This window comes from Clavibacter sp. A6099 (assembly GCF_021919125.1).
Taxonomy (GTDB): domain Bacteria; phylum Actinomycetota; class Actinomycetes; order Actinomycetales; family Microbacteriaceae; genus Clavibacter; species Clavibacter seminis.
On the sequence record NZ_CP083439.1, the window covers coordinates 1318670 to 1331389 of the forward strand.

At 74.6% G+C, this 12720-nt stretch carries 12 protein-coding genes; 5 read left to right on the plus strand and 7 right to left on the minus strand.

Annotation, left to right across the window (positions count from 1 at the left end; translation table 11 throughout):
• Window positions 1-48: 48 nt before the first annotated feature.
• The 4 genes from KYT88_RS06260 to lipB form a co-directional block, all read right to left on the minus strand.
• Window positions 49-1770 (minus strand): ABC1 kinase family protein, encoded by a 1722-nt coding sequence (locus tag KYT88_RS06260; protein ID WP_043587558.1) that lies wholly within the window; start codon window positions 1768-1770, stop codon window positions 49-51.
• Window positions 1767-2339 carry a PadR family transcriptional regulator gene (locus tag KYT88_RS06265; RefSeq protein WP_043587556.1) on the minus strand — a complete coding sequence of 191 codons (573 nt, stop codon included), beginning with the start codon at window positions 2337-2339 and terminating at the stop codon, window positions 1767-1769. Before KYT88_RS06265 ends, KYT88_RS06260 begins: the two co-directional genes overlap by 4 nt.
• Before the next feature lie 128 nt (window positions 2340-2467).
• Window positions 2468-3460, minus strand: a complete 993-nt coding sequence (lipA, locus tag KYT88_RS06270) for a lipoyl synthase (RefSeq protein ID WP_182480755.1) — start codon at window positions 3458-3460, stop codon at window positions 2468-2470.
• Window positions 3457-4158 carry a lipoyl(octanoyl) transferase LipB gene (gene lipB, locus KYT88_RS06275; protein WP_043587553.1) on the minus strand — a complete coding sequence of 234 codons (702 nt, stop codon included), beginning with the start codon at window positions 4156-4158 and terminating at the stop codon, window positions 3457-3459. The genes lipA and lipB overlap by 4 nt, the downstream gene beginning before the upstream one ends.
• Before the next feature lie 103 nt (window positions 4159-4261).
• Between lipB and KYT88_RS06280 the strand changes: the two genes are divergently transcribed.
• The 4 genes from KYT88_RS06280 (at window position 4262) to KYT88_RS06295 (ending at window position 7294) form a co-directional block, all read left to right on the plus strand.
• Window positions 4262-5170 carry a siderophore-interacting protein gene (locus KYT88_RS06280; protein ID WP_043587551.1) on the plus strand — a complete coding sequence of 303 codons (909 nt, stop codon included), beginning with the start codon at window positions 4262-4264 and terminating at the stop codon, window positions 5168-5170.
• Window positions 5171-5335: 165 nt separating this feature from the next.
• A complete protein-coding gene (locus tag KYT88_RS06285) occupies window positions 5336-5929 on the plus strand; it encodes a hypothetical protein (protein WP_043587549.1) in 594 nt (197 codons plus the stop codon).
• Between the two features lie 52 nt (window positions 5930-5981).
• Window positions 5982-6503, plus strand: coding sequence for a hypothetical protein (locus KYT88_RS06290; protein ID WP_043587547.1), 522 nt, complete (start codon window positions 5982-5984; stop codon window positions 6501-6503).
• Window positions 6504-6631: 128 nt separating this feature from the next.
• Window positions 6632-7294: a YitT family protein gene (locus KYT88_RS06295; protein ID WP_043587975.1), complete on the plus strand. Its 663-nt coding sequence runs from the start codon at window positions 6632-6634 to the stop codon at window positions 7292-7294.
• 10 nt (window positions 7295-7304) lie between these two features.
• Here KYT88_RS06295 and KYT88_RS06300 read toward each other — a convergent pair whose 3' ends face one another.
• Window positions 7305-7808: a DUF3817 domain-containing protein gene (locus tag KYT88_RS06300; RefSeq protein WP_237583812.1), complete on the minus strand. Its 504-nt coding sequence runs from the start codon at window positions 7806-7808 to the stop codon at window positions 7305-7307.
• A 315-nt stretch (window positions 7809-8123) separates the two neighbouring features.
• Between KYT88_RS06300 and KYT88_RS06305 the strand changes: the two genes are divergently transcribed.
• A complete protein-coding gene (locus KYT88_RS06305) occupies window positions 8124-11534 on the plus strand; it encodes a sialate O-acetylesterase (RefSeq protein ID WP_237583813.1) in 3411 nt (1136 codons plus the stop codon).
• A gap of 45 nt (window positions 11535-11579) precedes the next feature.
• On the opposite strand, the gene KYT88_RS06310 is transcribed toward KYT88_RS06305, so the two are convergent.
• Window positions 11580-12266 carry a cation efflux transmembrane domain-containing protein gene (locus KYT88_RS06310; protein ID WP_043587543.1) on the minus strand — a complete coding sequence of 229 codons (687 nt, stop codon included), beginning with the start codon at window positions 12264-12266 and terminating at the stop codon, window positions 11580-11582.
• Window positions 12263-12616: a Cd(II)/Pb(II)-sensing metalloregulatory transcriptional regulator CmtR gene (cmtR, locus tag KYT88_RS06315; RefSeq protein ID WP_043587541.1), complete on the minus strand. Its 354-nt coding sequence runs from the start codon at window positions 12614-12616 to the stop codon at window positions 12263-12265. The genes KYT88_RS06310 and cmtR overlap by 4 nt, the downstream gene beginning before the upstream one ends.
• Between the last annotated feature and the right edge of the window lie 104 nt (window positions 12617-12720).

The window sequence follows — 12720 nt, forward strand, 5'->3', positions numbered from 1 at the left end:
CGTCACACGGCGTCACGACCGACATCGAGCGGACAGGCCCGGCGGTGCTCAGCGACCGCGGCGGCCCGGGAGGAGCGCCTGCGCGAGGGGGATGACGGAGACGACGAGCAGCACGGTGCCGAGGACCTCGTCGTCGGGGCGGAGGAGCACGCCGCCCGCCAGGATGCCGCCGAAGACCAGCGCCGAGACCGCGCGGCGGAGGGTGCGCTCGAGGGCGCCGACGCGGCGCTCGAGCGTGGGATCGCTGATGGGGAGGGCGCCGTCGTCGATGCGGGTGAGCAGCGCGTCGAGCCGGCCGGGGAGGCGGGCGAGCGTGCCGGCGGTGTCCGAGACGCGCGTCCCGAGGTCGCGCACGACGTTGCCGCGCTCCTCGCGGATGAGGCGCTGCGCGTAGGGCTCGACGGAGTCCCAGAGGTTGAACGCGGGATCCAGCGCGCTGCAGACGCCCGAGGTGAGCGACATGGCCCGGATGATGAGCAGGAAGTCGTCCGGGAGCTGGAACGGCAGCGTGCGGACCACCTCCTGGAACTCGTTCGCGAAGGCGCGGAACTCGCGCGGATCCACTTCGCGCAGCTCGGCGAAGCCCAGGCCGCCGAAGCGCGCGAACAGACGCGTCATGGCGAGCTCGAGCTGCGTGGTGTCGGCGGACGGCAGCAGCACGCCGATGTCGCGGGCTGCGTCGACGAGCCCCTTGCCGTCGCGCGAGGCGGCGGCGATGAGCATCTTGCGGAGGCCCCTGCGGGTGCTCGGGGGCACCTCGCCCATCATCCCGAAGTCGATGAAGGTGAGGGTCCAGCCCTGCGCGACGGAGCCGTCCGTGACGGGCGTGACGAAGACGTTGCCGGGGTGCGGATCCGCGTGGAAGAAGCCGTCCGCGAAGAGCTGGTCGAACATCACGGCGGCGAACACGGGCGCGACCTCGACGGGGTCGATGCCGGCCGCGAGGAGCCCCGCGTGGTCGGTGATCTTGATGGCCGTGACGTCCTCGAGGGTGAGCACGCGGCGGGTGCTGCGCTCCCAGACGATCTCGGGCACGGCCACGCGCTCGTCCGCGGCGAACATCTCCTGGAAGCGCGCCGAGCTGCGGGCCTCGTGCAGGTAGTCGATCTCCTCGAGGCTCGTCTCGGCGAACTCCTCGACGAGCGCGGGCGCGTCCACGCGGTCGGACACGAGGCGCACGTGCGTGAGCCAGCCGCCGATGCGGCGGAGCGCGGCGAGGTCGATCCGGACGATGTCGTCGATGCCGGGCCGCTGCACCTTGATGACGGCGCCCGTGAGGCCGGTGTCGGCGGAGTCGAGCGGGCCGAGGATCGCGCGGTGCGCCTGGCCGAGGGACGCGGCGGCGACGGGCGTCTCGTCGACCCACGCGAAGGCCTCGGCGAGCGGCATGCCCAGCTCGCGCTCGGCGAGCGCGCGGATCTCGGGGAACGGGACCGCGGGCACCTCGTCCTGCAGGTCCTCGAGCTCGGCCGTGATCTCGGGCGGCAGCACGTCGAGGCGCGAGGACATGAACTGCCCGACCTTGATCATGAGCCCGCCGAGCTCGACCGCGAGGACGCGGAAGCGGCGGGCGAAGAGCTTCATGCGCCGGGTGCGCGTGCGGTCGGCGATGCGACGGAGACCGACGCGGGGGAGGAACAGCTCGTACCACCACGTGACCGCGAGGTTCCACGCAGCGAAGCGGAGGATGCGGCGGTAGCGGGCGCGCGTCTCCGGGGCGTCGGCCTCGGGTTCCGCCCCGGGGACGGCGCCGGCCGTGGCCGCGGTCACTCCCGGGCGAGGATCGCGTAGAGGCGGCGACGGGCCGTGTCGAGCTCGGCCACGGCCTCGGCGACCTGGGCCGGGGTGCCCGTGCGCTGCACCTGCGCCGCGGCCTGCGCGAGCGAGAGGCCGGCCTTCGGGAGCGCGGAGCGGTCGTGGCGGTCGTGCGCGTCGTGGCCGTGCTCGGAGGCGTCGGCCCACGGCGCGGTGATGCCGTCGCGCCCGACCGCCGAGCGGCCGGCCTCCGTGAGCGCCCAGACCTTGCGGCCGTCGGTGGTCTCGGCGGCGATGAGGCCCTCGTCGGCGAGGAGCTGGAGCGTCGGGTAGACGGCTCCGGCGTTCGGGGTCCAGGCGCCCGCGGTGCGCTCCTCGATCTCGTGGATGATGCGGTAGCCGTGCATGGGCTCCTCCGCGAGCAGCGCGAGGACCGCGTGGCGGACGTCATGCGCGCCGGTGCCGTGCCCGGTCGGGGCGCCGTCGCGCTTGTCGAAGCGCGCGCGGAGCGACTCCATCGCCTGCCACACGCCGTCGGCGGCGTCGCCGAACGCGGATCCTGAGGTGGGGGACGATGAGGCCATGTCGAGCTCCTTGCTGTGGGACGTGCGCGGTGCCTCCGACGATAGGCCGCGCACCTGGTCGCGGACCCTGGAGCGGCCCGTTCGTCAGCGAGCCGACAGGTCCGCGAGGAGGGGAGGCGCCGCCGGGGTCAGCCGACGGCCTGCGCGAAGCCGTTCGCCGGATCCGCGAGGTGCGCGAGAGCCTCCGGCAGGTCCCGGCCCTTGGCCCGCATCGACTGCGCGTACAGGCGACCCGCGCGGTACGACGAGCGCACGAGCGGGCCGGCCAGGACGCCCAGGAACCCGATCGCCTCGGCCTCCGCCTTGATCTCCACGAACTCCTCCGGCCGCACCCAGCGCGCGACGGGCAGGTGCCGCGGCGAGGGGCGGAGGTACTGCGTGACCGTGATGATGTCGCAGCCCGCGTCGTTCAGGTCGACGAGCGCCTCCGACACCTCCTCGCGCGTCTCGCCCATGCCGAGGATGAGGTTCGACTTGGTGATGAGGCCGGCATCGCGCGCCTGGGTGATCACGTCGAGCGAGCGCTCGTATCGGAACGCCGGGCGGATCCGCTTGAAGATGCGCGGCACCGTCTCCACGTTGTGCGCGAAGACCTCGGGACGGGAGGAGAAGACCTCGGCGAGCAGGTCTGGGTTCCCGGAGAAGTCGGTGGCGAGGATCTCGACGCCCGTGCCGGGGTTGTCGGCGTGGATCCGCCGCACGGTCTCGGCGTGCAGCCACGCGCCCTCGTCGGGAAGGTCGTCGCGCGCCACTCCCGTCACGGTCGCGTAGCGCAGGCCCATGCGGCGCACCGAGTCGGCGACGCGGCGGGGCTCGTCGGTGTCGTAGTCGGCGGGCTTGCCGGTGTCGATCTGGCAGAAGTCGCAGCGGCGCGTGCACTGCGATCCGCCGATGAGGAACGTCGCCTCCCGATCCTCCCAGCACTCGTAGATGTTCGGGCAGGCCGCCTCCTGGCAGACGGTGTGCAGGTCCTCGGTCTTCACGAGCTGCTGGAGGGCCTGGTACTCGGGCCCCATCCGGGCCGTCGTCTTGATCCACTCCGGCTTCCGCTCGATGGGCGTCTCGGCGTTCCGGACCTCGAGGCGGAGCATGCGGCGGCCGTCGGGGGCGGCGGCGCTCATGCGCGGGCTCCGGCGACGGGGGAGAGGGGAGAGGTCGAGGGCATGGCGGATCCGTTCGAGGAGAGGGCCCGCACGAGGTGCGGGCGGAGGAGGGGGACGACGTCGGCGGGCGTGACCGTGCGGCCGAGGACGCGGCTCAGCGAGGTGACGCCGGCGTCGCGGATGCCGCACGGCACGATGCGGTCGTAGGCGTCGAACGCGTTGCTGCAGTTGAGGGCGAAGCCGTGCATCGTCACGCGCTCGGCGACGCGCACGCCGATGGCGGCGACCTTCTCGTCGCGGCGGCTCCCGTCGGGCGCTGCGCCGCGGATCCAGACGCCGGAGCGGCCGTCGACGCGGCACGACGCGACGTCGAGGTCGGCGAGGAGGGCGATGAGCGCGTCCTCGAGGCGGCGCACGTGGGCCACGACGTCGAGGGGCTCGGGCAGCCGGACGATCGGGTAGCCGACGAGCTGCCCCGGCCCGTGCCAGGTGATGCGTCCGCCGCGGTCGACGTCGATGACCGGCGTGCCGTCGCGCGGCCTGTCCTCCGGCTCCGTGCGTCTCCCCGCGGTGTACACGCCGGGATGCTCGAGGAGGATGACGGTGTCCTGCGCCCGGCCCGCGACGACGTCGGCATGCAGGGCACGCTGACGCTCGAGGGCCTCGATGTACGGCACGGAGTTGGCGCTTAGCCCCGTGACGACGATGTCGACCACGCGGCCAGTGTAGGCGCACGGCCAGCGGGCGCCGAGGCACGGGCGGCGCGCGACGCGACGGGACGTTGCCCGGGGACGCGGGGGAGCGGAGGATGGATCCTCGATGACCGACTCCGCCGCTCCCGCCGCCCTGCCCGCCTCGCCCGACCCTCTCGTCCCCGACCGTCCTGTCCGCGCCGCGCGCGCCCAGCACGTCCTCGAGGTGACCCGCACGGAGCGGCTCAGCCCGCACCTCGTCCGCGTGCACCTCGGCGGCGAGGGGACGCGGGCCCTCCTGGAGCAGGCCGTCCCCGAACGTCTCGCCGCGACCGACGCCTACGTGAAGCTGATGCTGCCTCAGCCGGGATCCGGCCTCGTGCCGCCGTTCGACCTGCCCGCCCTCCGGGACACGCTGCCGCCCGAGGCGCTGCCCGCTGTGCGCACCTACACGCTGCGCCACGCGGATCCGGCCGTGGGCACGTGCGCGATCGACTTCGTGGTGCACGGCGACGAGGGGCTCGCGGGGCCGTGGGCGGCGACCGCGCAGCCCGGGGACCTGATCGCGGCGAGCGGTCCCGGCGGCCTGTTCCGGCCGGCCGACGACCCCTCGGTCGCGCGGCTGCTGATCGGGGACGACTCGGCCGTGCCGGCGATCGCCGCGGCGCTCGCCGCGATGCCCGCGGACGCGACGGGCGTCGCGCTCCTCGAGGTGGAGGGTCCCGCCGACGAGCTCCCGCTCGCGCACCCGGCCGGTCTCGAGCTGCGCTGGATCCACCGCTCCCGCACGGCCGACGCCGTGCCGGGCGCGCCCCTCGTCGACGCCGTACGCGCGCTCGAGCGGCCGGACGGCGAGGTCGAGGTCTTCGCGCACGGCGAGCGCGGCGCGATGAAGGAGATCCGCGCGCTCCTGCAGGACGGCTGGGGCCTCGACCGGCGTGCCCTCTCGCTCTCGGCCTACTGGGCGCTCGGCCGCGCGGAGGACCGCTTCCAGGCGGAGAAGCGCGAGCCGGTGGGGGCGATCTTCGCGGACTGACGACGCCGCCGAGCCGTCGGGGGAGAGGAGCCCGCCTGTGCGATCTGCGCCCGCGACTCCTCGCCCGCTCCCTACGATCGCGGAGGTCGTGCCTCCCGAGGCGTCCTCCGCCCGAGGCCGGCCCGCTCGACGACAGCGCATGTCGCTGACCCGGGAGAGCGCACCATGTGGATCGACGACGACGGCACCGTGTCGTCCATGTGGGTGAGCGGGTCGTTCCGCCTCCTGCCGTGGCGGGCCCGCTGGGCCCTCTGGACCGCGGAGCCCGAGGAGCTCGACGAGCTGTCGGACGACGTGACCGCGCTCGAGACCGCCGTCGGGAACGCCGCCTCCTGCCGTCGGGAGTGGCCGGACCAGTCGGCGTACCGCATGCGGGAGATCCCGCGTGAGCTGCTCGGCGGATTCCGCGGCCTGCGCGACCTCGCCGACGTGCGCGAGCACCTGCTGTCCTTCCCGCTGGCGCTGTCCATGCAGTGGCAGACGGATGCGGTGCAGGTGGCGGTCGACGTCGTCGACACCGTCCGCCGCAGCACGCGTCGCCGCCTGCTCGCGCGCGGCGCACACGCCCTGGCGTCGCGGCTCCGGATCCCGGTGATGGGCGGTTCGAGGACCGCCCCGCCCCGGGCCCGGCGCATCGCCCCGCTGGACGCGTGCTCGGCGCCCGGGCAGCTCGTGGACGATGACGGCGAGCCGCTGCACGATCCCTCGCGTGTAGAGCGGCTCGCCGCCTCGCCATCCCGAGCGGCGCGATGGCGGTGAAGACGGCGGCACGCCGCACGTGCGCCGAGGCGCATGTCGCCGGGAGGCCGGCATGATCTTCCCGTGGCGCCGCCGCCCGCACGTCGTGACGGAGCCGGAGCCCCGCCTCTGCCACCTCCGCAACCCCGCCGTCCCGCCGTCCGACGAGTGGCTGCCGTCCGGCATCGCCGGTCGGATCCGGTTGCCCGGGTACCCGCACCCGTGGGTGATGGCGCGGCGCAACACGAACGACTTCTGGCTCCGTGACGACGCCTACCGCCTGATGCTCCCGGAGGACGAGTTCCGCTACGGGGAAGGCGAGGACCAGTGGATGGTCGGCAGCGCCGAGTCGGCGAGCGAGCCGTGGCCGCAGGGATCGCTCATCGACGTCGTCACGACCGTGCTGGATGTCGAGTGGGACGCGTCCCCGGAGGCGTGGGAAGAGGCCCGCGCGTGGTTCGTGCGGGCTTCGATGCGCCGATGGGAGAGCTTCACCACGGAGGAGCGCCGGTCGCTGGAGAGGCTCGTCGGCCGGCGCGAGGGGAAGACCAGCCACGGGTACTTCGACGTCGGTCCCTTCGTCGGTCCCCTCTGAGCCCGGGCGCGGGTGGCATGACGCGGGGGCGCGTACGGCGGCGCCCCGCGGATCCGGCATGCTGTTCCCTGCGCGTGATGCGGCACGACCGCCCGCGCGGATCCCGTCCCCCCACCCCGGAGACCGCCATGACCGCTTCCGCGTCCGAGCCCCTTCCCACGCCGATCGCCCCCTCGTCCGACGGGCCGACGACCGCGGGGATCCCGCACTCCGTCGCGGAGGACGTGCTCGGGATCCTCACCGGCACCTTCGTCGCGTCGTTCGGGCTGTTCCTGCTGCGCGACGCCGGCGCGGTCACGGGCGGCACCGCGGGCCTCGCTCTGCTGCTGAGCTACACGGGCGTGCTGCCGTTCGGGGTGCTGTTCTTCGTGGTCAACGCGCCCTTCTTCGCGCTCGCGGTGTGGAAGAAGGGGTGGCGGTTCACGATCCGCACGGCCATCTCGGTCGCGCTCGTGTCGGTGTTCTCGACCCTCCACCCGGCGATGGTCACGGGGCTCGAGCTGCAGCCGATCTACGGCGTGCTCGCGGGGAACCTGCTCGTGGGGATCGGGCTGCTCGTGGTCTTCCGCCACGGATCCAGCCTCGGCGGGTTCAACATCGTCGCGCTCATCGTGCAGGAGCGCTTCGGGTTCCGGGCCGGGTACGCGCAGATGATCCTCGACGTGATCGTGATCCTGCTGGGCCTCACGGTCGTGTCAGTCGGCGGCGTCGTCATGTCGGCGCTCGGCGCGGTGCTCCTCAACCTGGTGCTCGCGCTCAACCACCGGCCGGGGCGCTACACCGGGATCTGATCCGCGGCGCTCAGCCGCGCGATGCGGCGCTGCCCGACGCCGCCGCCGCGTGCGCCCGTCCGTCGACCGCGTCAGCCGGCTGCCGCAGGTACCCGCGGCGACGCAGCCCGACCTCCAGCGGCAGTGTCGCGAGCGGCGGGATCGCCGCGACGCCCGCGAGCAGCGCGGGCTTCCACCCCCACCGGAGGCGGATGGCGGCGACGGCCGTGACGATCACGTAGAGCACGAACGCCGCCCCGTGCAGGCGGCCGAAGACGAAGACGCCGAGCTCGGTCGTCTCCGTCACGTACTTGAGGAACATGCCCACGAGGAGGCCAGTCCACGTGATCGCCTCGACGATCGCGACGACGGCGAACAGTCGTCCGAGGCGCGACGGGCGGTCGGAGCGGTCGCGCGTGCCGCGGACGAGCGCGGCGAAGCCGGGAGCCGGTGAGCCGGGGGAGACGGGCGACCCCGCAGGGCGGGCCCCGGGCTCGGCGTGCGGGGCGGCGTCGGGATGCGGGGCGTTCGTCATGGGGCCTTCCGGGGCAGGGGGATCCTCCGGGGATCCGACGGGCGGGGCAGGTCGGGGCCAGGGTACGGGGCCGCGTCGGGCGGGAGCTGGGACGCGGACCGGCACGGGCGAGCAGCGCGCGGGCCTCTGCGCCCATGCGAGGGGCATGTGCATCCCCTGTGAGCGGGGCGTGCGCGAGGTCCTCACCGGACACGTGTCACGCATCACCGCGGCCATGTGCAACCATTTCCACATGAGGTGGAATTCGCCTCGACGATCTGGGGGGATCAATTGGGGGAGCACCACTCTGCCGTCCGCCGTGCCTCGACACGGGGGATGCGCAGCGCATCCGCACGCGCACGTCTCATCGCCGCCATCACGGGGCTCAGCCTCGGGGTGACGCTGCTCGTCGCCGTCGAGCCGACCGCGGCTCCGGCCGAGGCCGCGATGGCGGGCACCGCGGCATCGTTGGCGCGCGTCGTCGCGCCCAGCACGAGCGTCGTGTCGCCGGCCGCGACCGACGGCGCGCCGACCACCGCGTCGATGATGCGGCTGCTGCAGGCCACCGCGGCCGCGGCGCCGTTCACCGCGACGCCCGCGCCCGTCATCACCGGCAAGGCCGTCATCGGGCAGCGCCTGCTCGCCACCACCGCGCGCTGGACGCCGACCGCCACGACGAGCACGTACGCGTGGCTCGTCGACGGCGTGCCCGTGAGCGGGCAGACGAGCACCGCGTACACGGTGCGCGCAGCCGACGCGGGATCCGTCATCACGGTCGCCGTGACCGGCAGTCGCTCCGGCTACGACACGACCACCCAGACCAGCGCGCCGACCGCGGCCGTGCCGACGCCCGTCGTCGCGTCGTTCACGGCTGCTCCGACGCCCACCATCTCCGGATCCCCGCAGGTCGGCTTCACGCTCACCGCGCGCGCCGGCACCTGGACCCCGTGGCCGACCTTCTCCTACTCGTGGACCCGCGACGGCGTGCTGATCGCCGGCCAGACCGGCGTCACCTACCGCGTCACCGAGGCGGATCGAGGCACGGCGCTCGCCGTGACGGTGACCGGCACCAAGACCGGATACTCGACGACGACCCGGACGAGCGACGCGATGAGCGTGCCGGGCGCGACGCCCACCGCCGCGCCGACCGCCGCGCCGACGACGGCTCCGACGCCGACGCCGACGGCCGCTCCGACTCAGGCGCCCACGCCGACCCCGACCCCGACGGTCGCGCCGACGCAGGACCCGACGCCCACGCCGACCCCGACGGTCGCCCCCACGACCGCGCCCACGCCGACGCCGACCACGCCCGCCGCCGCGCCCTTCACGGCCGCCGCGACGCCCACCATCGCCGGCACCGCGCGCGTGGGCTTCACGCTGTCCGCGCGCGCCGGGGTGTGGACCCCGTGGCCCACGTTCTCCTACGCGTGGCTCCGCGACGGGGTCGTGATCGCCGGCCAGACCGGCGTGACCTACCGCGTGCAGGCCGGGGACGCGGGATCCCGCATCAGCGTCACCGTGACGGGCACGAAGACCGGCTACGCGACGCAGGCCCTGACGAGCGCGGAGCTCCAGGTCCCGGCCGCGAGCACGCCGACGCCGACGCCCACGCCGGCGCCGACGACGCCCGCGCCGACCCCGACGCCGAGCACGCCGACGCCCACCCCGACCGCGACGCCGGGCACGCCGACGCCGACGCCCACGCCGACCGCGACGACGCCCGTCCCGACCCCGGAGCCCACCGCCCCGACCGAGGACGCGCCGTTCTCGGCCGCCGCCACCCCGTCCATCGCCGGGACCGCCCGCGTCGGCTTCACGCTGTCCGCGCGCGCCGGGGTCTGGACGCCGTGGCCGACCTTCTCCTACCAGTGGACCCGCGACGGCGTCGCCATCGACGGCCAGACCGCCGTCACCTACCGCGTGCAGGAGGGCGACCAGGGCACCACCATCGCCGTGATCGTCACCGGCACGGAGACCGGCTACGTCACCCAGGCGATCCCGAGCGACGGCCTCCTCGTGCCCCTGCCCGAGTCGACGCCGGAGCCCACCGTGCCCACGCCGGACCCGACGCCCGCCCCCGACGTCGCGTTCGAGACCGTCGGCACCCCGTCCATCACCGGCCTCGGCCGCGTGGACTACACGCTCAACGCCAAGTCCGGCACGTGGTCGCCGTGGCCGTCCTTCTCCTACGCGTGGCTGCGCGACGGCGTCGCGATCCCCGACCAGACCGGCGCGAGCTACCGGGTCGTCGCGAGCGACGTGGGCACGAGCATCTCGGTCGCCGTCACCGGCACCAAGACCGGGTACGTCACGCAGACCGTGACGAGCCCCGGCGTCGCCGTCGTGGCGACGCCCGTCACCCCGCCGCCGCCCGCGCCGTCCGTGCCGTTCGAGGCGACGGCCGCGCCGGTGATCCAGGGATCGCCCGTCGCCGGCAGCCCCTTGCGGGTCGAGACGCCCGCGTGGACGCCGGAGGCCACCGCCTACACCTACGCGTGGGCCCGCGACGGCGTCACCGTGCTCGGCGCGACCGACGCGACGTACACCGTGCGCCGCGCGGACGCCGGGTCGCGGATCACCGTGACGGTCACCGGCACGCGCTCCGGCTACAAGGCGACGAGCCTGACGAGCGAGCCGACCGCGGTCGTGGTCGACGCCCTCGACCTGCCGCCCGCCGAGCCCGCGCCGTCGCCCGACGACCAGCCGTTCACGGACGCGCCGAGCCCGACCATCACGGGAGACGCGAGCGTCGGATCCACCCTCACGGCCGAGACTCCCGCGTGGACGCCCGAGGCCACCGCCTTCTCCTACGTGTGGCAGCGCAACGGCGTCGTGGTGCCCGGCCGCACCGCTTCGACCTACGTGCCGGCTCCGCGCGACGCCGGATCGCAGGTCACCGTGACCGTCACCGGGAGGGCCGACGGCTTCGCGCCGACGTCCCGCACCTCCGTGCCGCGTCAGATCGCATCGACCGGCGAGGGCTACGACGTCGTCGTGATCCTCGGCCAGTCGAACGCGCAGGGCGTCGGGACCGGCTGGGATCCGTCCATCGACGTCAGCGTGCCCGGGCTCGACCAGCTCGCCGGCAGCGGCGCCAAGGCCGGGCAGATCGTGCCCGCCAAGGACTCGCTCAGCCACGTGACGACCTGGACGACCTCCGGCGGCGTGCAGGCCGTCGGCCCCGGGATGGAGCTCGGCCGGCACATGCTCGCCGACGCCCGCCCGGGCCGGAAGGTGCTCCTCGTCCCCGCGGCGATGGCGTCCACGTCGATGACGGGCGACGGCACGTACGCCTGGAACCCCGCCGACACGCGATCGCGCATCAACCTGTTCACGCGCGCGCTCGGGCAGATCGACGCCGCGCTCGCGCAGGATCCCGACAACCGGCTCGTCGCGGTCGTCTGGGCCCAGGGCGAGTCGGACGCGACCCGCACGAACGCCGCCGGCTACCAGTCGATGCTGCTCGACCTCGTCGACCGGCTGAACACCCGCTACGGCGCGGTGCCGTTCCTCATCGGCGGCATGGTGCCCGAGTGGCTGAACGTCTCGTCGCTGCGCCAGGCCATCGACACCGCGCAGCAGGGCATGCCCGCGCTGCGGGCGAACGTGTCGTACATCCCGGGAGCTGCGGGCTACAGCAGGGCCGAGGACTCGATCCACTACACGGCGGCCGGCGCCAGGGCCATGGGCGACAAGTACTTCGCCGCCTACCAGCGGGCGACGGGAGCCGTCCAGCTGTCGAGATAGGCGGGGTGCGGCCGGGTGCGATGCCCGGCCGCGCTCCGTGCGATGTCAGCGGCAGGCGTCGTCGTGCGCATCGTGCTCCCGCTCGCCCGTGAGCGCGCCGACGGGCACGGTGCACGCGTCGCCGTGCCAGGCCTCGACTCCCTCGCGGACGGCGAACGCGGCGATCGCGAGACCTGCGACGGGATCCGCCCACCACCAGCCGAGCCCGGCGTCGAGCAGCAGCCCGACGAGGAGCGCGGCCGACAGCCACGCGCACACGAGGGTCTGCCGCGAGTCGGCGACCGCGCTCGCGGAGCCGAGCTCGGTGCCGGTGCGCCGCTCGAGCAGGCTCAGGGCCGGCATCACGGCGAGGCTCAGAGCCGCGAGGACGATGCCCGTGGTGCTCGGGCGCGCCTCGGATCCGCCTGCCAGCGCGAGCACGGCGTCCACGCTCACGTAGGCCGCGAGCCCGAGGAACGACACCGCGATCAGCCGGAGGGTCGTGCGCTCGCGCGCCTCCGGATCCGGCGCCGAGAACTGCCAGGCGACAGCGGACGCGGCGAGCACCTCCACGATCGAGTCGAGGCCGAAGGCCACGAGCGCGGTGGACGACGCGAGGGCGCCGGCCGAGAGGGCGACCACGGCCTCGACCGTGTTCCACGCGATGGTGCCCGCGACGATCCAGCGGATGCGGCGGCGCAGCACGTCGCGGCGCGCGACCGTTAGCCCCGGCGCGGAGGCGAGGCCGCTCACGCGTCCGCCCCACAGCAGCCGGGGGCGCAGAGCGCCGGATCCGCACAGGCCCGATCGTCGTCCACCGCGAGCACGACCTCCACGAGCGCGCCGAGGCCGCGGGCGATGCGCGCGTCCTGGATCTCGTAGCGCGTGCTCCGCCCCTCGGGCACCGTGCGGACGATGCCGCAGCCGCGCAGGCAGGCGAGGTGGTTGGAGACGTTCTGCCGCGTGAGGCCGAGGGTCTCGGCGAGGAGCGCGGGGTAGGCGGGGCCGTCGAGCAGCTCCATGAGGATCCGCGCCCGGGTCGGATCCGCGAGCGCCCGGCCGAGCCGGGTCATGACGTCGAGGCGCGGAGCGAGTGCGGGCATGCGACGACGGTACAGCGAGCGCTGTACCGACGTCGAGGGCGGGGCGGCGAGGGTCTGCCAGGATCAGGAGGACGCCCCACCCGCGGGCGACGTCCCGACCGGAG

What these genes read in the sequence shown, in the direction of transcription:
- KYT88_RS06265 (WP_043587556.1), bottom strand. Translation starts at nt 2,339, where the DNA reads ATGGCCTCATCGTCCCCCACCTCAGGATCCGCGTTCGGCGACGCCGCC.
- lipA (WP_182480755.1), bottom strand. Translation starts at nt 3,460, where the DNA reads ATGAGCGCCGCCGCCCCCGACGGCCGCCGCATGCTCCGCCTCGAGGTC.
- KYT88_RS06280 (WP_043587551.1), top strand. Translation starts at nt 4,262, where the DNA reads ATGACCGACTCCGCCGCTCCCGCCGCCCTGCCCGCCTCGCCCGACCCT.
- KYT88_RS06285 (WP_043587549.1), top strand. Translation starts at nt 5,336, where the DNA reads ATGTGGATCGACGACGACGGCACCGTGTCGTCCATGTGGGTGAGCGGG.
- KYT88_RS06290 (WP_043587547.1), top strand. Translation starts at nt 5,982, where the DNA reads ATGATCTTCCCGTGGCGCCGCCGCCCGCACGTCGTGACGGAGCCGGAG.
- KYT88_RS06295 (WP_043587975.1), top strand. Translation starts at nt 6,632, where the DNA reads ATGACCGCTTCCGCGTCCGAGCCCCTTCCCACGCCGATCGCCCCCTCG.
- KYT88_RS06300 (WP_237583812.1), bottom strand. Translation starts at nt 7,808, where the DNA reads ATGACGAACGCCCCGCATCCCGACGCCGCCCCGCACGCCGAGCCCGGG.
- KYT88_RS06305 (WP_237583813.1), top strand. Translation starts at nt 8,124, where the DNA reads ATGCGCAGCGCATCCGCACGCGCACGTCTCATCGCCGCCATCACGGGG.
- cmtR (WP_043587541.1), bottom strand. Translation starts at nt 12,616, where the DNA reads ATGCCCGCACTCGCTCCGCGCCTCGACGTCATGACCCGGCTCGGCCGG.